This window comes from Microbacterium sp. LWH10-1.2 (genome assembly GCF_038397765.1).
GTDB classification, from domain to species: domain Bacteria; phylum Actinomycetota; class Actinomycetes; order Actinomycetales; family Microbacteriaceae; genus Microbacterium; species Microbacterium natoriense.
Map to the genome: position 1 here is coordinate 705,333 of NZ_CP151638.1, position 19,014 is coordinate 724,346.

The window sequence follows — 19,014 nt, forward strand, 5'->3', positions numbered from 1 at the left end:
CGTCGCCCGGCATCCCTCGTCCCTAACGTGAGTCGCACCCTGCATACCCGAACCCTCCAGGAGGCCCCCGCATGAATCGTCGCCTTGTCCGCGCCGTCGCCGTCGCACTCCCGCTCGTCATGGCGGCCGGTCTCGCCGCCTGCGCCTCGTCTCCGGCGCCGGCGAACGCACCCTCCGCCGGCGGCGACCCCGTCACGGGCGGCACGCTCACCTACCTCGAGCACCAGACGTACACGAACCTGTACCCGCCGCAGGCCGGTTTCTACCCGAACGGCGGCATCGTCAACAACATCACCGCTCGTCTGACGTGGCAGAACCCGGAGACGCTCGAGATCGAGCCCTGGATCGCCTCCGACTGGACCGTGAACGACGACGCGACCGAGTACACCTTCGACCTCCGCCCCGGGGTCACGTTCTCCGACGGCACCCCGCTCGACGCCGCGGCGGTCGCGAAGAACTTCGACACCTACGGGCTCGGAGCCCCGGATCGGGGGCTCACGGTCTCCGAGGCGGTGAACAACTACGCCAGCAGCGAGGTCGTCGACGACGACACCGTCACGTTCCGCTTCTCCGCCCCGTCGCCCGGGTTCCTGCAGGCGACGTCGACCATCAACTCGGGGCTGCTCTCGCCGGAGACGCTGGACGGCACGATCGAGGACTTCGGCGCCGGCAACGCGGCCGAGATCATCGGCTCCGGGCCCTTCACCGTGACGGGGGAGAAGCTCGGCACCGAGTACACGCTCCAGGCGCGGAAGGACTACGCGTGGGCTCCCGAGAGCGCCGCGAACCAGGGTCGCCCGTACCTCGACGACGTGCACGTGATCGTGACGCCGGAGGACTCCGTGCGCATCGGCTCGCTGCTCGCCGGCCAGGCCGACCTCGTCCGGTACGTCCAGGCCTTCGACGAGGCCCGCGTCTCGGGCGCCGGCTTCACGCTGTACGCGCCGCAGACCCGCGGTGTGAACAACTCGATCGCCCTCCGCCCGGGGAACCCGATCCTGAGCGACATCACGGTCAGGCAGGCGCTCGTCGCGGCGGTGGACGCCAAGGAGGTGGTCGACACCCTCTTCACCGAGAACTACCCGGTGGCCACGTCGGTGCTCTCCTCCGAGGCGCTCGGCTACAAGGACGAGTCCGAGCACTACGTCTACGACCTCAAGAAGGCGAAGAAGCTCCTCGATGAGGCCGGGTGGGAGGTCGGAGGCGACGGGATCCGCGAGAAGGACGGCCAGCGACTCTCGATCACCGTCTACGAGGCCAAGCCGCAGCCGCAGTCGAAGGCCACGCTCGAGCTCGTCGCCCAGCAGCTCGCCAAGGCGGGCGTCGAGCTGATCGTCAAGCCCGGAGACGCGGGCAGCTACGCCGAGGACACGCGCGATCCGCTCAAGACGGGCTTCTACCACTCGATGGTCGGCCGCGCCGATCTCGATGTGATCAAGAGCCAGTTCTTCACGAAGAACCGCGACGTGCTCATCTCCGAGGACGCCGAGCTCGACCGCCTGCTGCTCGCCGTGGCCTCCGAGCCCGACGCCGACAAGCGCGTGAAGGCGTCGCAGGCGGTGCAGGACTACATCGCCGAGCAGGCGTACGTCATCCCGCTGTTCGAGGAGCCGCAGGTGTACGGCGCGGCGACCTACGTGCAGGGCTTCGCGTCCGAATCGGTCGGCCGCCCGACCTTCTCCGAGGTCTGGCTCCAGGAGCACTGATGGCCTTCGTCCTCCGACGAGCCGGGCAGGCCGCGATCGTTCTGATCGCGGCCTTCACGGCCACCTTCTTCCTGCTGCAGCTGCTGCCGGGGGATGCGATCCTCATCAAGTTCTCCGACCCGAGTCTGGGGCTCTCGCCCGAGCAGCTCGACGGCATCCGCGCGGCCTACGGCGCCGACGTGCCGTGGTGGGAGCAGTACCTGCACGCGGGCCTCGGCTTCGTCGCCGGGGACTTCGGCTACTCGACCCAGTTCGGCACCCCTGTGCTCAGGATGCTGGCCGAGGCGCTGCCCGCGACGCTGCTGCTGGCCGCGCTCGGTCTCGTCGTCGCCCTGCTGCTCGCCGTGCTCATCGCGGCCGTGTCGTCTCTGGCCCCGTTCGCGTGGCTCCGCGACGGACTGCGTCAGGTGCCCGGCCTCTTCGTCGCCGTGCCGGTGTTCTGGCTCGGCATCCTCCTCATCCAGGTGTTCTCCTTCGGCCTCGGCTGGGTGCCGATCGTGGGCGCCGATCCGGTGCGGGGGCTGATCCTGCCGGTGCTCACGCTCGCCGTCCCGATCTCGGCTCCGCTCGCCCAGGTGCTCGTGCGCGCCGTCGATCAGGTGCAGGCGCAGCCCTTCATCACCGTGGTGCGCGCGAAGGGCGCCCCTCCGACGTGGGTGCTCACGCGATCGGTCGCGCGCAATGCGGCCGTCCCCGCGCTCACGATCGCGGGCGTCCTGTTCGGCGAGCTCGTCGGCGGCGCCGTCGTGACCGAGACGGTGTTCGGACGCACGGGCATCGGCAGGCTCACGGAACAGGCCGTGGCGAACCAGGACATCCCGGTGCTGCAGGGCGTCGTGCTGCTGTCCGCCCTCGGCTTCGTGCTCATCTCCTTCGCCGTCGATCTGGTCACCCCGCTCATCGACCCGCGTCAGCGTGTCCGCCCCGCGATCGGAGTCCGTTCATGACCGCGCTCGTCGCTGCTCCTGCCCCTGCGCCGGTGTCCGAGGACGTCGCCCGGGTCGTCGCCAGCCGTCGGCCCCGTCGGCCTCGTCGCCCGTGGGGCCTCTACGTCGCGGTGGCCCTCGTCGCGGTGGTCGTGCTGTGGGCCGTGATCCCCGGGGTGTTCGCTCCGGGGGATCCGCTCTCCGGGGCGCCGGCCGACAAGCTCCTCCCGCCGAGCGGGTCGCACTGGTTCGGCACCGATGCCCTCGGCAGGGACCTGTTCGGGCGCGTCGTGCACGGGTCGGTGCACTCGCTCTCCGGGGCGCTCATCGCCGTCACGGTCGGGCTCGGCCTCGGCACCCTGATCGGCGCGGTCGCCGGGGCGCTCGGCGGCATCGTCGACGACATCCTCATGCGGGTCGTCGACGTGCTGCTCGCGATCCCCGGACTGCTGCTCTCGCTCTCGGTCATCATCCTCCTCGGGTTCGGGACCGTGAACGCCGCGATCGCTGTCGGTCTCGGCAGCATCGCCGCCTTCGCGCGGCTGATGCGCTCCGAGGTCGCGCGGGTGCGGCGCACCGAGTACGTCGAGGCCGCGTACGGGAGCGGGGGCACCTTCTTCGCCGTGCTCCGCCGGCACGTGCTCCCGAACTCTCTCACGCCGATCGTCGCGCTCGCCGCCCTGCAGTTCGGCACCGCGATCCTCGCGATCTCCACCCTGGGCTTCCTGGGGTACGGAGCCCCGCCGCCCACCCCGGAGTGGGGTCTGCTGATCGCGGAGGGACGCAACTACATCGGGACGTCGTGGTGGCTCACGGCCCTCCCCGGTCTCGTCGTGGTCGCCGTCGTGCTCAGCGCCAACCGCATCAGCCACCGCCTCGGAAGGAACATCCGATGACCGTCAACGCTCCCACGGGCGGGACCGTCCTCACCGCCGCCGACCTGCGGGTCTCCTATGCGGGCCGAGAGGTCGTGCACGGGGTGTCGTTCGAGCTGAACGAGGGGGAGACCCTCGCCCTGGTCGGGGAGTCCGGATCGGGCAAGTCCACGACCGCGCACGCGATCCTGGGGCTCCTGCCGGAGGGCGGCCGCGTCGACGCGGGCTCGGTGCGCCTCGGCGACCTCGACGTCTCGGGGTGGTCGGACCGGGCACTGCGCGGCATCCGCGGTCCGATCGTCGGCCTCGTGCCGCAGGATCCGGTGACCTCCCTCGACCCCGTGCGGCCGATCGGCGCGCAGGTCGAGGAGATCCTGCGCCTGCACGGTCATCGCGACCGCCGTCGGCGTCGCGCCCGCGTGCTCGAGCTGCTCGACCGGGTCGGCATCGACGACCCCGACCTGCGGGCGCGCCAGTACCCGCACGAGCTCTCCGGCGGCATGCGCCAGCGCGTGCTGATCGCCACGGCGATCGCCCTGCGACCGCGCGTGCTCATCGCCGACGAGCCGACCAGTGCGCTCGACGCCACGGTGCAGCGGCGCGTGCTCGATCTGCTCGACGAGCTGCGGCGCGAGGAGGGCACCGGCATCCTGCTCGTGACCCATGACCTCGGCGTCGCCGCCGACCGCGCCCAGCAGCTGGTGGTGCTGAAGGACGGCGCCATCGTCGAGCAGGGCGCGAGCGCCGACGTGCTGGCGGCCCCCTCCGACGCCTACACGCGGCAGCTCCTCGCCGACGCCCCGGCGTTCGTCACCGGCTTCCGTCGTCCCGAGGCGCCGCCGTTCCTGCGCGACGCCGCCGCCGTCGCCGCCGAGGATCCGTACGCGATCGTCGCCGAGGGGCTCGTGAAGGAGTTCAGGGTCAAGAGACGCGAGAGCTTCCGCGCGGTCGACGACGTCTCCTTCCGCGTGCGCCGTGGCACCACCCACGCGCTGGTGGGGGAGTCGGGGTCGGGCAAGACGACGACGGCGCGGCTGATCACGCGCTTCCAGCGGGCGGATGCCGGAACGATACGGCTGGACGGGGAGGACGTCACCGGGGTGTCCGGCGAGGGACTGCGGGCGCTGCGCCGACGGATCCAGCTCGTGTACCAGAACCCCTTCGCCTCGCTCGATCCGCGACAGCAGGTCGCCGACATCGTCGCCGAGCCGCTGCAGAACTTCCGTGTGGGGTCGAAGGCCGAGCGGCGCGAGCGCGCTCTCGCCCTCATCGACAGGGTGGCGCTGCCCGCCGATCTGGCCCGGCGGACTCCGCGCGAGCTCTCCGGAGGCCAGCGGCAGCGCGTCGCGATCGCGCGGGCGCTGGCCATCGACCCCGAGATACTCGTGCTCGACGAGGCGGTGTCCGCCCTCGACGTCACCGTGCAGGCGCGCATCCTCGAGCTGCTGGCCTCGCTGCAGGCGGAGCTCGGGCTCACGTACCTGTTCATCTCGCACGACCTCGCGGTGGTCCGCAGGATCAGCCACACGGTCTCGGTCATGCGCCGCGGCCGGATCGTCGAGGAGGGCGCCACCGAGGAGCTCTTCCGCGACCCGCAGCACGACTACACCAGGGAACTGCTCGCCGCGGTCCCGGGACGCGCTGCCGAACGCACAGCCGAACCGGCAGCCGCACTCACCGCCGCACTCACAGGAAGAGCCCTCTCATGACCGCGCCCACTGTCGCCTTCTTCACCCGGCTGCTCGACGACGCCGCCCCGGCGGAGCGCTACGCGCTCGCGACGGAGCAGATCCAGCAGGCGGAGAGGTACGGCGTCGGCCGCGCCTGGGTCGCGCAGCACCACTTCCGCGCGGCGGAGGGAGGCCTGCCGTCGCCGCTCGTCCTGCTCGCGAACGTCGCGGCGCGCACCACGAGCATCCGCCTCGGCACCGGCGTCATCACTCTGCCTCTGGAGGACCCCGTGCGGGTCGCGGAGGACGCGGTCGTGACGGATTTGCTCTCTGGTGGGCGGCTGGACCTCGGTCTCGGCAGCGGCGGCACGCCGTCGTCGTTCGCGCCCTTCGGGGAGGACGTGCGCGCGAAGGCGGCGACCTACGACCGCAAGCTCGGGGTGCTGCTGGATGCGCTGGCCGGACGCGACATCGGCGCGGACAACACGCTCTACCCGGATGCCGGCTCGCTCGCCGACCGCATCTGGCAGGCGACGTTCTCGGCGCCGGGCGGTCACAGGGCCGGCGTGCACGGTCACGGCCTGCTGCTCTCGCGCACGCAGCCGCGTCGCGCCGACGACCTGCACGCCCCGCTGTCGGCACTGCAGGACCCGATCATCGACGCGTACCTCGAGGCGCTGCCCGAGGGCGTCGCGCCGCGGATCACGGCGTCCCGCACCGTGTTCGTGGCGGATGACAGGGCCGAGGCGCTGCGCTTCGCCGAGGTCGGGCTGCGCCGGGCCGCCGAAGGCTTCCGGAGTCAGGGGCAGACGATCCCCGGCGACGACCTCGACGACCTCATCGCGGCGCTCGACACCCACCTGGGAACGCCGGACGAGGTCGCCGAGTCGCTCGCCGCCGACACCACGCTCGCGCGGGCCACGGAGGTCGCGTTCCAGGTGCACTCGGTCGACGCCCCGCACGAGCACGTGCTGCGCTCGATCGAGCTCTTCGCCGACAGGGTCGCCCCGGCCCTCGGCTACACCCTCGACACCATCAAGGAGAAGGCATGACCACCGACATCGTCGATCAGATCGCGGGGGTGACGCCCGAGCTCGACGAGCTGCGGCGCCGCCGTCCGGTGACCAGGGAGCAGCTGCAGGCGAGCTTCGACGCGCTGTTCCGGCCCGTCTCCGTCGCGCACGTCTCGCAGGAGGAGCGGGAGCTGGTCGCGGCCTTCGCGACGCGGCTCGCCGGCGACACCGACGCCACGGGCACGTTCTACGCCGACCGCGCGCTCGCCGCCGACCCGCGGCGAGCGGCGATCGTCCTCGCGGAGGCCGCCGAGGCCGCGACGACGGGCCCGTACGGCGCCTACACGGAGGAGGGGCTGCGCTCCGAGAGCACGGACGGACTCCGCTACACCCCGGACGGTGACGCCGTCGATGCGCTCGGGTCGCGGCTGGCCGCTGCGCTCGCGCACACGCACCTGCTCATGCTCCGGCCGCGCGAGGCGTCGGGCGACGACATCGAGCGACTGCTGGACGCCGGCTGGTCGGCAGACGGCATCGTCACGCTGTCGCAGCTCGTCTCCTTCCTCGCCTTCCAGCAGCGGGTCGTCACCGGCCTCCGCGTTCTGGGGGCGGCGGCATGACCGTCGCGGACTCCGTGCTCGTGCACCACGACGCCCCGCATCCGCACGCCTTCACGCGTGCCGAGGTCGGCTGGCGACCCCACCTCGCGCCGCTCGCCGAAGAGGAGCTCACCGAGCGCCACTACGACGGACTCGTCGAGGCGGCGCGCGCGAAGAACGACTACTTCCGGCTGCTGGCGCGCGACCCCGAGGTGCTGAAGGCGCGCACCCTGGTCGACAAGGACATCTTCTACAACGTCGCGGAGGGCCTTCCCCGTGCGGAGCGCGAGCTGGCGGCGACGGCCGCGTCTCGTCGCAACGGCTGCGTGTTCTGCGCCTCCGTGCACTCGCGGTTCGCGGCGCACTACGGCAAGCGGCCCGACGACGTCGACCTCCTCCTCGACGAGGGGACGGACGCCGATCTCGGCGAGCGGTGGAACGCCGTGGTCGCGGCATCCGTCGCCCTCACCGACACTCCGAGCGCCTTCGGCCCCGCTGAGGTCGCCCGGCTGCGTGCGGCGGGTCTCGACGATCTCGAGATCTCCGACGTCATCCACGGCGCGGCGTTCTTCAACTGGGCCAACCGGCTCATGCTGTCGATCGGGCGTCCGGTTGCGCCGGACTGATCCTCAACGCGCCGCAAGGAACCCCGCGACGGCGTCGAGTGCTCCGTCGTGCGCCTCCAGATGGGGGAGGTGAGCGACATCCCGCAGCTCGAGGAACGTCGCATTGGGGATGCTCGCGGCGACGTGGAGGGCGTAGCGCCGGATGTGTTCGAGGTCGAGGTCGCCGACGATGACGAGCGTCGGCACCGCTATATCGCCGAGGCGCGTCCAGGCGTCGCCAGGCTCGGACTGCTCACCTGGATCGGCTGCGCGCAGGGCCACGCCGTTCATCGCCAGAAAGCGCTCGCGGGCCGTGTGCGAGGCGCGACCGGGGCGTTCCGGCCCGTCGAGCCAGACGATCGCCTCGAGACGGTTCACCTCATCGACGTCTCCGTCGGCGTCTGCTGCGTCGATCAGTTGATCCAGCTCAGCAACCCTCGGGGCGAGCACGGGCGCGGGAGAACCGCTCACGGCTGGTGCGATGAGCACGAGCGCCGACACCCGGTCCGGGTGCCCGAGAGTCAGATCGAGCGCCGTTCTGCCGCCCATCGAGCATCCGATCACGACTGCGGCGCCCGGTTCGCAGGCATCCAAGACGGCGAGCGCGTCTGCGACGGGTGACCACCCGTCCTCGGTCTCGTAGGCGGTCTCCCCGTACCCTCGGGCGTCGAACCTGACCGTGCGGAAACCGTCTCCGAGTCGTGCGACCAGGGAGTCCCACGATGTCCTGTCGGTCACACCGGCGTGGATCATCAGCACGGCGCCGCCGCGACCGGTCGCCTCGGCGGCGAGCTGCGCGCGCCCGGAGGCGACGGTGATCAGAGTCACGGGACGAGGATGAGCTTGCCGTCGGCAGCGTGGGACTCCACGAGTTCGTGGGCCCGCGCCGCCTCGGCGAGCGGCAGCTCCTGACCGAGCTCGACCGTGAAGTCGCCCGCGGCGATGAGCGCGATCGTGGCGGGCAGCGCCTCGGCGCGCCAGGCGAGCTCCTGCTCCGTGAGCGGGATCGGCGATCCGCCGGAGAACGCGCGGATGCCGAAGGACGCGGCGTCCGGTCCGCGCACGATCGTCGCGATGCGGTCGCGGTCGGAGACGAGGGCGAGCGAGGTCTCGATCGCCTCGTCGGTGCCAGCGCAGTCGAGGGCGACGGTCGCTCCGTGCGGCGCGGCGGCGCGCACGCGGTCGAGCAGCCCGTCCCCGTAGGCGACGGGGATCGCGCCGAGCTCGCGCAGCTGATCGTGTCGTGCCGGGCTCCCGGTCGCGATGACCGTCGCACCCCAGGCCACCGCGAACTGCACGGCCGCCTGGCCGACAGCCCCGGAGCCCGCGTGGACGAGGAGGACGTCGCCGGCGGTCACGGCGAGTGAGCGCAGCGCCTGATACGCCGTACCCGCGGGGATCGCGATCGCCGCGCCCTCGGCGACGGTGACGCTGTCGGGGAGCGGGGCGAGATGAGCAGCCGGGACCGCGAGCGCCGAGGCGTAGGTGCCGAGCGTGTCGCGGATCGCGACGCGGTCTCCCACGGCGAACCCCTCCACGCCCTCGCCGATGGCCTCGACCACGCCGGCGCCGTCGAAGCCGATCCTGCGCGGCTCGGTGATCGGGGCCGAGGGCCTCCTGCCTCCGCGGAGCTTCGCGTCGATCGGATTCACCCCCGCTGCCTCGATGCGGACGACGACCTCGCCGGCGCCAGCGACCGGGTCGGGGATGTCGCTGAGGTGGAGGACGTCAGGGGAACCGAACTCTGTGTAGACGATCGCGCGAGCCATGTCTCCAGGCTAGCTCCGGCAACCGATCAAGGGGGCGGATGGCAGGCAACCCCTCAGCGGGCCGCGAGCGCCTTCGTGATGCGCTGCGGCGACACCGGCTGCGCGGTTCCGAGGCGCTGCGCGAACACGCTGATCCGGTACTCCTCCAGCAGCCACCGCGTCTCCACGAGGGCGGGCGCGGCGTCGGCGGCGAGCGGGATCGTTCCGCCGGCATCCTCGAACGCCTTCGCCATCCGCTCGAACTCGCTCATGCGCGAACGGTCCTTGCCCGGCTCGCTCGCGAGCGTCTTCAGCCGGTCGAGCATGCCGTCGAGGTAGCGCGGGAAGTGCGCCAGACGGTCGACGCCGGCCGCCGAGATGAACCCGGGGTGCAGGAGCCCTGCGAGCTGGGTGCGGATGTCGTTCAGCGGCCCGAGGAGGGAGAGGGAGTTCTGCGACTTGATGCCGCGCTCCACCTCGCGCGCCTTCGTGAGGACGCGCGCCACCAGCGACACGCACGCGAACAGGTCGTCGACCAGCGTCGCGGACACGGCGTCCCTCGCCTGCGCGAACGCGGCCTCGGTGCGCAGCGGGCCGCGCGCATCGAGCACGCGGCGGGCCACGGCGGTGCGCGCGTCCTCGATGAGCGCCGCCGCATTCTGGTACGGGGATGCCGCGAGTGCCAGCTTCTCCTGGCTGGTCAGGTGCTCCTGGATGTACGAGGAGGGCGTCGGCACGGCGAGGAGCACGAGGCGCAGCACGCCGTCGCGGGTCGCCGCCGCCGCGGCATCCGCCGTCGCCTCGACCCGCACCGCGACGGTCTTGCCCTGGTCGACGATCGCCGGGTATCCGCGCACGACTCCGCCGGCGACCCTGGTGTCGAGCACCTCGGGGAGATCGCCGAAGGTCCACGTGGTGAGCCCGCTGCGCTCGATGGAGGCCGTGGCGGCCGGTGCCGACGGTCCCTTCGCGCCCGCGGGACGGGGGGAGGCGACCGAACGAGCCACGCTGCTGCGCGCGCGGTCGGCCAGACCCTTCTGCAGCGCGGCGAGGTCGCGGTCGGAGCCGACCACGCGTCCGCGCTCATCGACCGCGCGGAAGTTCATGCGCAGATGCGCCGGCACCCGATCGTCCTCGAACTCCGCAGCCGAGACGAGCTGGTTGGCGAGCGGCTGGATGAGACGGGCCAACGCCTCCTTCAGCGTGCGCGACGGGCGGCCGTCGTGCGACTCCGGTCCCTGCCCTGCGAGCTCGACGCCGAACTTCTCCGCCCAGTCCGCTGCGGGCACCACGTGCCGTCTGATGGCCTTCGGGAGGGCGCGCAGGAGTCCGGTGATGAGCTCAGCGCGCAGTCCGGGCACCTGCCAGTCGAAGCCCGTGTCCTCGATCTGCGCGAGGAGTGCGAGCGGCACCACGACGCTCACGCCGTCGTCGGCGGCGCCGGGCTCGAAGCGATAGGCGAGCCCGAGCACCTGGTCGCCCTGCGTCCACCGGGTCGGGAACTCGCTCTGGTCCGCGCGGCCGTCGTCGTCGAGCAGATCGGCCTCGCGCATCACGAGGAGCTTCGGCGTCGCCGTCAGGGCCTCGCGCCACCACTTCTCGAAGGACCGCACGTCGAAGACGTCGGACGGGATGCGCTCGTCGTAGAAGCGGAACACCGCCTCGTCTCCGGCGAGGATGTCGCGGCGGCGCTCGCGCTCCTCCAGCTTCTCGAGGCGCTTGCGCAGTTCGGCGTTGCTGCGCCAGAACGCGCTCACCCTCTTGTCGATCCGCGTCGGGTCCCACTCGCCCTCGACGAGCGCGTGCCGCACGAACATCTCCCGAGAGGCGGCGCGGTCGATGCGGGCGAACTGCACGCGGCGCCGGGGGATGATCTCCACGCCGAACAGCGTCACCTTCTCGAAGGCGACGGCCGCTCCGGCATCCTTCGACCAGTGCGGTTCGCTGATCTGACGCTTCGCGAGGTCTCCGGCGAGGGACTCGGCCCATGCGGGGTCGATCTCGGCCACCGTGCGCGCGAACGTCCGCGAGGTCTCCACGATCTCGGCCGCCATCACGGCGCGGGGGCTCTTCTTGCGCAGCCCTGACCCGGGGAAGATCGAGAAGCGGATGCCGCGGGCCCCGCGATACTCCGACACCGTCCGCTTCTTCGGGGTGCCGCCCTTGGCGGTGCTGCGCTCGTCGATGATGCCGATCTGCGAGAGCAGCCCGGACAGGAGCGCCCTGTGGATCGCATCGGGGTCGGCGGTGCCGGAGCCGTCCTTCTCGCGCACCAGGGAGCGCAGCTGCCGGTGCACGTCGAACCACTCCCGCACGCGCACGTAGTTCAGGTGCTCGCTGCGGCACATCCGACGGAACGCGCTGGAGCCGAGCTCCCGCTGCTGCTCGCGCAGGTGGTTCCACAGGTTCAGCACGGCGAGGAAGTCGCTGGTCGGATCCGCGAAGCGCGCGTGCATCCGCTCCGCCTCGTCGCGCACCCCCTGCGGGGCGTCTGCGGACGGGCGCTCGCGCACGTCCTGGATCGTGAGGCCGGCCACGATCGGCAGCACCTGGGCGGTGACGCCGGTGCGCGAGGCCTCGACGAGCATCCGGGCGAACCGCGGGTCCATCGGCATCCGCGCGAGGTCTCGGCCGATGCGGGTGAGCCTGCCGTCGGCGACCGCTCCCAGTTCGGTGAGCAGATCGAACGCGGCCTTGACCCCGCGGGAATCCGGAGGGGTGAGGAAGGGGAACTCGGTGATGTCGCCGAAGCCGAGCGACAGCATCTGCAGCACGACGGAGGCGAGCGAGGTGCGCAGGATCTCGGGCTCGGTGAACTCCGGGCGCTTGTCGTAGTCGTCCTCGCCGTACAGGCGGATGGCGATGCCGTCGCTCGTCCGCCCTGCACGACCGGAGCGCTGGTTGGCCGACGCCTGCGACACCGGCTCGATCGGCAGCCGCTGCACCTTCGAGCGGTTGCTGTAGCGGGAGATGCGCGCGGTGCCGGTGTCGACGACGTACTTGATGCCAGGCACCGTGAGGCTGGTCTCGGCGACGTTCGTGGCGAGGATGACGCGGCGCCGCAGCCCCGCGACCGTGGAGCGCTCGAAGACCCGGTGCTGCTCGGCGGCGGAGAGCCGCCCGTACAGGGGCAGCACCTCGACCGGCGAGGTCTGCGAGCGGTAGGCGCCGCGCACCGCGTCGGCCGCATCGCGGATCTCCGCCTCACCGGGGAGGAAAACGAGCACGTCGCCCGGGGCCTCCCGGTCGAGCTCGCGCAGCGCCGTGACGATCTCGGCGACCTCGTCGTCCTCCGTCTCCTCGGTGCGCGCGCGGTAGCGGACCTCGACGGGGTACGTGCGGCCGGAGACCTCGATGATCGGCGCGGGGCGCCCGTCGGCATCGGCGAAGTGCGCCGCGAAGCTCTCCGGATCGATCGTGGCTGAGGTGATGACGACCTTGAGGTCGGGGCGTTCGGGGAGGATCCGCACGAGGTAGCCGAGCAGGAAGTCGACGTTGAGAGAGCGCTCGTGGGCCTCGTCGATGATGATCGTGTCGTAGCGGCGGAGCAGCCGGTCGCGGTGGATCTCGTTGAGCAGGATGCCGTCGGTCATCAGCGCGATGCGCGTGGCGTCGGAGACCTGGTCGGTGAAGCGGACCTTGTAGCCGACGGCCCCGCCGAGCTCGACCTGCAGCTCCTCGGCGACGCGCTCGGCGATCGTGCGCGCGGCGAGGCGGCGCGGCTGGGTGTGGGCGATGCGCTCACGGCCCAGCTCGAGGCAGATCTTCGGCAGTTGCGTCGTCTTTCCCGATCCCGTCGCACCGGCGACGATCACGACCTGGTGGTCGCGGATGGCGTCGGCGATCTCCTCCCTGGCCGCGCTGACGGGCAGCTCAGGGGGGTAGGAGATCACGGGAGAAGACATAGCCCTCCATCGTATGCCGGGATCGAGCGCATACGATCATCGGGTGACGAGAGTGCTGCGATGGTTCCGCGAGTTCGGCCTCCCTCCGCGGATCCTGGGGCTCGACATCGCCCGCGGCCTCGCAATCCTGGGCATGGCCGGCGCCCACGTCGGCGAGACGGGGGAGTTCGATCTGCTCGACCCCTCGACCTGGCTGGCGATCGTGCACGGCCGCTCGTCGATCCTCTTCGCGGTGCTCGCCGGCGTCTCGATCGCGCTCATGACCGGGCGCAGCGAGCTGCCGGATCCCGCCAGGATGCCGGCGCTGCGACTCAACCTCGTCGGCCGGGGCGCCGTCATCTTCGCGATCGGCCTGGTGCTGGAGATGTTCAACACCCCGATCGCGGTGATCCTCACCCTCTACGGCATCCTCTACGTCGCGATCATCCCGTTCCTGCGGTGGCGTCCCTCGCACCTGCTCCTGCTCGCGGGGCTGCTCGCCGTCGCCGGGCCCGCGGTGCTGGCGCTGATCACCGCCGTGACGCTGCATCCCTACGGCGCGGGGATCTCCTTCGCCCTGTACGGCTCCTATCCGATCACCGTCTGGTTGGCGTTCGTCCTCGGCGGCCTGGCACTCGGCCGTCTGCGGGTCGAGCGCGTCGAGACCGCCCTCGTCGCGTTCGGCGTCGGGCTCGGGCTCGCGGTGGTCGGCTTCGCGCTCGAGGTGGTCGGAGCGGTCGCGGGCATCGGGACGTCGGAGTCCGAGGGGGCGTGGTCGGGAGGCGATGGCTGGAGCGGATATCCGGACGCGCTGGCCGATGCTGATCCCTTCGGCGCCGTGCTGTCGGCGATCTTCGCGTCGTACCCGCACTCCGGGGGCACTGCCGAGATCCTCGGCTCCGGGGGATTCGTGCTCGTGGTGATCGCGCTGTGCCTGCTGCTGAGCCGCCCGCTGCGTCGGGTGCTGCTGCCGCTCGGCGCCCTGGGGTCCATGCCGCTGTCGGCATACAGCCTGCACGTCGTGTCGGTGTCGCTGATCGCGGGCCCCGGCGGCTTCATCCAGAGCAACGCGTTCTGGGCGCTCACGGCCATCGTTCTGCTCCTGCTCGCCACCGTGTGGTCGATCTTCTTCGGACGTGGTCCGCTGGAGCGGCTCGTCGGCACCGCGGCCACGGCGATGGCTGCGGTGCCGACGAGGTGAGCCGATCAGAAGTGCGTGCCGCCGTCGATGCGCACCTCGGTGCCGGTGATGAAGGCGCCGTCTTCGCTCGCCAGCATCGCGACGACGCCGGCGACGGACTCCGGTCCGGCGAAGCCCTGGCCGATCGCCGGGGCGAGCTTCATGAAGAGGCTCATGTCGGCGTCCTCGGGCAGGCCGGGGCCCACGCTCTGCCGGCTCTGGCCTGAGCCGTCCGTCATGCCGGAGGAGATCGAGCCCGGCTGCACGGCCGTGAAGCGGATGCCGCTCTTGGCGTACTCCGCGGCGAGCGCGTGGGTCATCGACTGCACGCCGCCCTTGCTGGCCGCGTAGGCGGCCATGTAGGGGTGCGCGAAGCCGGCCGACGTCGAGCTGAAGTTCACCACGGCCGACGAGGCGCCGTCGCGCAGCGCGGGGATCGCCTCGCGGATCACGAGGAACGTGCCGACCAGGTTGATGCGGATGATCTGCTCGAACTGGTCGAGCGTCGTCTCGTGCGTGTGCGAGGAGCGCAGGATGCCGGCGGCGTTGACGAGCACGTCGAGCCCGCCGAGGGCCTCGACGGCGGCGGCGACCCCGGCGCGGACGGACGCCTCGTCTCCGATGTCCATGGTGACGGTGGTGAGGCGGTCGGAGAGCGCCCCTGCCTTCGCGACCGTGTCGTCGAGGCCGGCGGCGCTGACGTCGGCGGCGACGACGCTGCCGCCCTCGCTCAGCATCCGCAGCACGGTGGCCTGGCCGATGCCAGAGCCTCCGCCGGTGACGAGCGCCCGACGTCCTTCGTAGCGGTTCATGATCTTCCCTTCGTCGATGTGTGATCACTTGGCAGGATATGCCTGGGTGGCACGATGTGCCAACTAGTACTCTGGGGCGGTGGAGACGCAGACCCTGACCGCGCGGCGCAAGGCTGCGACCGAGCGCGACATCGCGGGCGCGGCGGCCGCCCTCTTCGCGGAGCAGAGCGTGGCGCAGGTCACCGCCGAGCAGATCGCCCAGCGCGCCGGGGTGTCTGTGCGCACGTTCTACCGCTACTTCGCGCGCAAGGAGGACGCGATCGCGCCGATCCTCACGGTCGGCGCCGCCCGCTGGCAGGCGGCGTTCGCGGAGGCGGGGGACGGCGCTCTCCGCGAGCGCATCCCCGCCGTGATCGCCGGACAACTCGGCGCCGACGGCGAGGGAGACCTCCAGGTCATGCGCGCGCTGCTGATCGGGATCGAGTCCGACGATGCGCTGCGCGACGTGTGGCTGCGCGTCAACGACGACTCCGAACGGCGGCTGAGGGAGATCCTGCAGGGCCGAGGTGCGGCCGGAGCCGATGCGCGGATCCTCGCCGCCGTCGCGACCGACGCGATCCGCATCGCCTTCGAGGAGTGGGCCTCCACCGACGACGGACCACGGCCCGACGTGCTCGCCGTCGAGATGTTCCGGCTCATGTCCGCGGGGATCTCCGGGCTCGACTGAGCGGTCGTAGGGTGGAGATCATGACGATTCCTGCTCTCGAACTGAACGACGGCCACTCCATCCCGCAGCTCGGCTACGGCGTCTTCAAGGTGCCGCCGGCGGAGACCGAGCGCGCGGTGAGCAAGGCGCTCGAGATCGGCTACCGGCACATCGACACGGCCGCGATCTACGGCAACGAGGAGGGCGTGGGGGCGGCGATCGCGGCATCCGGCATCCCGCGCGAGGAGCTGTTCGTCACCACCAAGCTGTGGAACGACCGCCACCACGACGACGAGCCCCGTGCCGCGATCCGCGAGAGCCTCGACAAGCTGCGCCTCGACAGCGTCGACCTCTATCTCGTGCACTGGCCGACGCCGGCGAAGGACGACTACGTGCACGCCTTCGCGAAGCTGATCGAGCTGCGCGAGGCGGGGCTCACGCGCAGCATCGGCGTCTCGAACTTCCTGGTGCCCCACCTGGAGCGCACGGTGGCGGAGACGGGGGTCGTGCCCGCCGTGAACCAGATCGAGTTGCACCCCGCCTACCAGCAGCGCGATGTCGTCGCGTGGGCCGAAGCCCACGACGTCCGCATCGAGGCGTGGGGTCCGCTCGGCCAGGGTAAATACGATCTCTTCGGCGTGCCCGCTGTCGCGGATGCCGCGGCCGCCCACGGCGTCACCCCGGCGCAGGCGGTGCTGCGCTGGCACCTGCAGAAGGGGAGCATCGTGTTCCCGAAGTCGGTGCGCGCCGAGCGCCTGCGCGAGAACCTCGACGTCTTCGGCTTCGAGCTCACCGCGGACGAGATCGCCGCGATCGACGCACTCGACCCGCTGGACGGGTCGGGCCGCGTCGGCTCCCACCCCGACGACGTGAACTGAGTCCCTCTCGTTCCTTGCATGACGCCCTGTGTCGCGGCCCGCGACACAGGGCGTCGTCGCGGGTAGCTTCGTCGGCATGACAGCTGCCTACCGTGTCGTCGCCGTCTCGGGTTCCCTGCACGAACCGAGCAAGACCACCGCTCTCATCCGCGCCATCGGCGCCGCGATCGCCGAGCGCGCCGACATCGAGTTCGAGCTCATCGAGCTCACCGACATCGGTCCGGACCTCGCCGGTGCGCTGCGCCGCGACCAGCTGCCCGCGCGGGTGGAGGACAAGCTCCTCGCGGTCGAGAAGGCCGATCTGTTGATCGTCGGCAGCCCCGTCTACCGGGCGTCGTTCACAGGTCTGTTCAAGCACCTGTTCGACTTCGTGGGGCAGTACGAGCTCGTCGGCAAGCCGGTGCTCCTCGCCGCCACGGGCGGCGGCGAGCGCCACGCCCTGATCATCGAGCACCAGCTGCGTCCGCTGTTCGCGTTCTTCCAGGCGCTCACGCTTCCGCTCGGCGTGTACGCGAGCGACACGGACTTCGCGGGGTACGAGATCAGCTCCGAGGTCCTGCACAGCAGGATCGCCCTCGCCGCTGAGCGTGCGCTGCCCCTCGTCGGCTACGCGGCCACGAGACCCGTGGAGCTGCTCGCCGGCTGAGCCGACGGCGGCGTACGGTGAGGCTATGACCAACCGGCTCGCCGACACCCTCAGCCCGTACCTGCGCGCGCACGCCGAGAACCCGGTCGACTGGTACCCCTGGGGTCCCGAGGCCTTCGCCGAGGCCCAGCGACGGGATGTGCCGCTGCTGATCTCGATCGGCTACTCCACCTGCCACTGGTGCCATGTGATGGCGCGCGAGTCCTTCGCCGATCCGGCCGTCGCGGCGCTGATCGACGAGGGGTTCGTCGCGGTGAAGGTCGACAGGGAGGAGCACCCTGACGTCGACGGCGCCTACATGGCGGCGGCATCCGCCTTCACGCAGAGCCTCGGCTGGCCGCTCACCGTGTTCGCGACCCCGCGCGGCCGCGCCTTCTACGCCGGCACCTACTGGCCGCCGGAGCCGCGTCCGCCGATGCCGTCGTTCCGCGAGGTGCTGGCGGCGGTGCGGGAGGCCTGGACGCTGCGGCGCGCGCAGGCGGAGGAGTCGGCGGATGCGGTGTCCGCCGCGCTCGCGAGAGCGACGGGGTCGGCGCCCTCCGACCTGCCGACCGCCGCTGACCTGGCCGCTGCGGCCACGGCGATCGCCCATAGGGAGGACCGGGTCCACGGAGGGTTCGGCGGAGCGCCGAAGTTCCCGGTGGCGACCGCGCTGAGCTTCCTGCAGACGCCGCTGGTGCGCCGGGAGGCTCCCGAGGCGGCCGCCGCCGCCGAGAGAGCGCTCCTCGCGATGGTCGGCTCCGAACTGCGGGATCGGGACGGCGGGTTCTTCCGCTACGCCACCCAGCGCGACTGGACGGTGCCGCACTACGAGCGGATGCTGACCGACAACGCGCAGCTTCTCGACGTCGCTCTCGCCTCGGGCGACGATGCGACGGCCGAGGGAGTGGTCTCGTTCCTGCGGGGCTCCCTGCGCCGCGAGGGTGGAGGGTTCGGCGCCGCCCAGGACTCGGAGTCGTGGATCGACGGAACCCGCAGCGAGGGCGGCTACTACGCGAGGACCGCGCAGGAGCGCGCCGGTCTCGAGCCCCCGGAGGTCGACGGCAAGATCATCACGGGCTGGAACGGACTCGCGATCGGGGCGCTCTCACGGGCGGGAGCCCGCCTCGGGGAGAGCACCTGGATCGACGCCGCGGCGGAGGCGGCGGAGTCCGTGCTGCGCGCCAACCGCGCCCCGGACGGCCGGCTCGTGCGCACATCGCTCGCGGGGATCCCGTCGTCCGCCGCCGCGACGGCATCCGATCTCGCTCTGCTCGCCGACGGGCTCTTCGCGCTCGCCCTGGCGAGAGGAGAGGTCTCATGGGCGGTCACGGCGCGGGAGCTGCTCGACCAGGCGCTCGCCGGTGTCGCGGGCGATCCGCTGCTGTCCGCGCAGGGCATCGCCGCCTCACCCGATCACTCCGACGGCGACCTCCCGTCGGATGCGTCCGCCGTGGCGGCGGCCGCTCTGACGGCGTGGCGGCTGGGAGCGGGGGAGCGCTATCGGGAGGCGGCGTCCGAGATCGTGCGCGTCCACGGCGCGGCCTCGGTGGCGCAGCCCTTCGCGCACGGCAGCATGCTGCGCGCGGCCGCGGGGCTCGTCGATCCGCCGCGGCAGGTCGTCGCCGTGACATCGGCGCCGGACGGCCCTCTCGCGGTCGCGGCGCGCGCGGCGGATGCCGAGGCGGTCGCCGTGGTCTCGCCCGCGCAGGCGCGCGCCTTCGCGGAGGCCGGGTTCGAGCTGTTCGAGGGCAAGGACGCGGTGCCGGAGCGCGTGCACGACTGCCGTGCGTTCGTGTGCCGTCTCCCCGTGAGCGATCCGGCGGAGGTCGTCGCGACGCGCTGAG

Annotated in this window: 16 protein-coding genes; 12 read left to right on the forward strand and 4 right to left on the reverse strand. The window is 71.8% G+C overall.

Going from position 1 to position 19,014, the window contains the following annotated elements:
* Positions 1-71: 71 nt before the first annotated feature.
* The 7 genes from MRBLWH10_RS03340 to MRBLWH10_RS03370 are packed head-to-tail and all read left to right on the forward strand — an operon-like array spanning position 72 to position 7,415.
* A complete protein-coding gene (locus MRBLWH10_RS03340; protein WP_341941626.1) occupies positions 72-1,706 on the forward strand; it encodes a TIGR04028 family ABC transporter substrate-binding protein in 1,635 nt (544 codons plus the stop codon).
* A complete protein-coding gene (locus MRBLWH10_RS03345; protein ID WP_341941627.1) occupies positions 1,706-2,653 on the forward strand; it encodes an ABC transporter permease in 948 nt (315 codons plus the stop codon). Before MRBLWH10_RS03340 ends, MRBLWH10_RS03345 begins: the two co-directional genes overlap by 1 nt.
* Positions 2,650-3,528, forward strand: a complete 879-nt coding sequence (locus tag MRBLWH10_RS03350; RefSeq protein WP_223586106.1) for an ABC transporter permease — start codon at positions 2,650-2,652, stop codon at positions 3,526-3,528. Before MRBLWH10_RS03345 ends, MRBLWH10_RS03350 begins: the two co-directional genes overlap by 4 nt.
* Positions 3,525-5,216: an ABC transporter ATP-binding protein gene (locus tag MRBLWH10_RS03355; protein WP_105672308.1), complete on the forward strand. Its 1,692-nt coding sequence runs from the start codon at positions 3,525-3,527 to the stop codon at positions 5,214-5,216. Before MRBLWH10_RS03350 ends, MRBLWH10_RS03355 begins: the two co-directional genes overlap by 4 nt.
* Entirely contained in the window at positions 5,213-6,229 is a 1,017-nt protein-coding gene (locus MRBLWH10_RS03360) for a putative FMN-dependent luciferase-like monooxygenase (protein ID WP_105672307.1), read from the forward strand. The genes MRBLWH10_RS03355 and MRBLWH10_RS03360 overlap by 4 nt, the downstream gene beginning before the upstream one ends.
* Entirely contained in the window at positions 6,226-6,810 is a 585-nt protein-coding gene (locus MRBLWH10_RS03365; protein ID WP_341941628.1) for a CMD domain protein, read from the forward strand. The genes MRBLWH10_RS03360 and MRBLWH10_RS03365 overlap by 4 nt, the downstream gene beginning before the upstream one ends.
* On the forward strand, positions 6,807-7,415 hold the full coding sequence (locus MRBLWH10_RS03370; protein WP_105672305.1) for an alkylhydroperoxidase domain protein: 609 nt from the start codon (positions 6,807-6,809) through the stop codon (positions 7,413-7,415). Before MRBLWH10_RS03365 ends, MRBLWH10_RS03370 begins: the two co-directional genes overlap by 4 nt.
* 3 nt (positions 7,416-7,418) lie before the next feature.
* Here the strand turns inward: MRBLWH10_RS03370 and MRBLWH10_RS03375 are convergent, their stop codons facing one another.
* Genes MRBLWH10_RS03375 through hrpA form a run of 3 tightly spaced genes read right to left on the reverse strand, consistent with a single transcriptional unit; the run spans position 7,419 to position 13,047 of the window.
* Positions 7,419-8,222, reverse strand: coding sequence for an alpha/beta hydrolase (locus MRBLWH10_RS03375; RefSeq protein ID WP_341941629.1), 804 nt, complete (start codon positions 8,220-8,222; stop codon positions 7,419-7,421).
* Complete coding sequence (locus tag MRBLWH10_RS03380; RefSeq protein ID WP_341941630.1) at positions 8,219-9,163, reverse strand: NADP-dependent oxidoreductase; 945 nt, start codon at positions 9,161-9,163, stop codon at positions 8,219-8,221. Before MRBLWH10_RS03380 ends, MRBLWH10_RS03375 begins: the two co-directional genes overlap by 4 nt.
* Positions 9,164-9,216: 53 nt before the next feature.
* Positions 9,217-13,047 (reverse strand): ATP-dependent RNA helicase HrpA, encoded by a 3,831-nt coding sequence (hrpA, locus tag MRBLWH10_RS03385; RefSeq protein WP_341941631.1) that lies wholly within the window; start codon positions 13,045-13,047, stop codon positions 9,217-9,219.
* A 43-nt stretch (positions 13,048-13,090) separates the two neighbouring features.
* Here hrpA and MRBLWH10_RS03390 point away from each other — a divergent pair, with 43 nt between their 5' ends.
* A complete protein-coding gene (locus tag MRBLWH10_RS03390) occupies positions 13,091-14,227 on the forward strand; it encodes a heparan-alpha-glucosaminide N-acetyltransferase domain-containing protein (protein WP_105672423.1) in 1,137 nt (378 codons plus the stop codon).
* Positions 14,228-14,232: 5 nt separating this feature from the next.
* Here MRBLWH10_RS03390 and MRBLWH10_RS03395 read toward each other — a convergent pair whose 3' ends face one another.
* On the reverse strand, positions 14,233-15,018 hold the full coding sequence (locus tag MRBLWH10_RS03395; protein WP_105672301.1) for an SDR family oxidoreductase: 786 nt from the start codon (positions 15,016-15,018) through the stop codon (positions 14,233-14,235).
* Positions 15,019-15,097: 79 nt separating this feature from the next.
* Here MRBLWH10_RS03395 and MRBLWH10_RS03400 point away from each other — a divergent pair, with 79 nt between their 5' ends.
* From MRBLWH10_RS03400 to MRBLWH10_RS03415, 4 genes are all read left to right on the forward strand, one after another.
* Positions 15,098-15,685 (forward strand): TetR/AcrR family transcriptional regulator, encoded by a 588-nt coding sequence (locus tag MRBLWH10_RS03400; RefSeq protein WP_223586110.1) that lies wholly within the window; start codon positions 15,098-15,100, stop codon positions 15,683-15,685.
* A gap of 20 nt (positions 15,686-15,705) precedes the next feature.
* A complete protein-coding gene (locus MRBLWH10_RS03405; RefSeq protein WP_341941632.1) occupies positions 15,706-16,542 on the forward strand; it encodes an aldo/keto reductase in 837 nt (278 codons plus the stop codon).
* A gap of 76 nt (positions 16,543-16,618) precedes the next feature.
* Entirely contained in the window at positions 16,619-17,188 is a 570-nt protein-coding gene (msuE, locus tag MRBLWH10_RS03410; RefSeq protein WP_105672420.1) for an FMN reductase, read from the forward strand.
* A gap of 25 nt (positions 17,189-17,213) precedes the next feature.
* Positions 17,214-19,013 (forward strand): DUF255 domain-containing protein, encoded by a 1,800-nt coding sequence (locus MRBLWH10_RS03415; protein ID WP_341941633.1) that lies wholly within the window; start codon positions 17,214-17,216, stop codon positions 19,011-19,013.
* Position 19,014 lies beyond the last annotated feature (1 nt).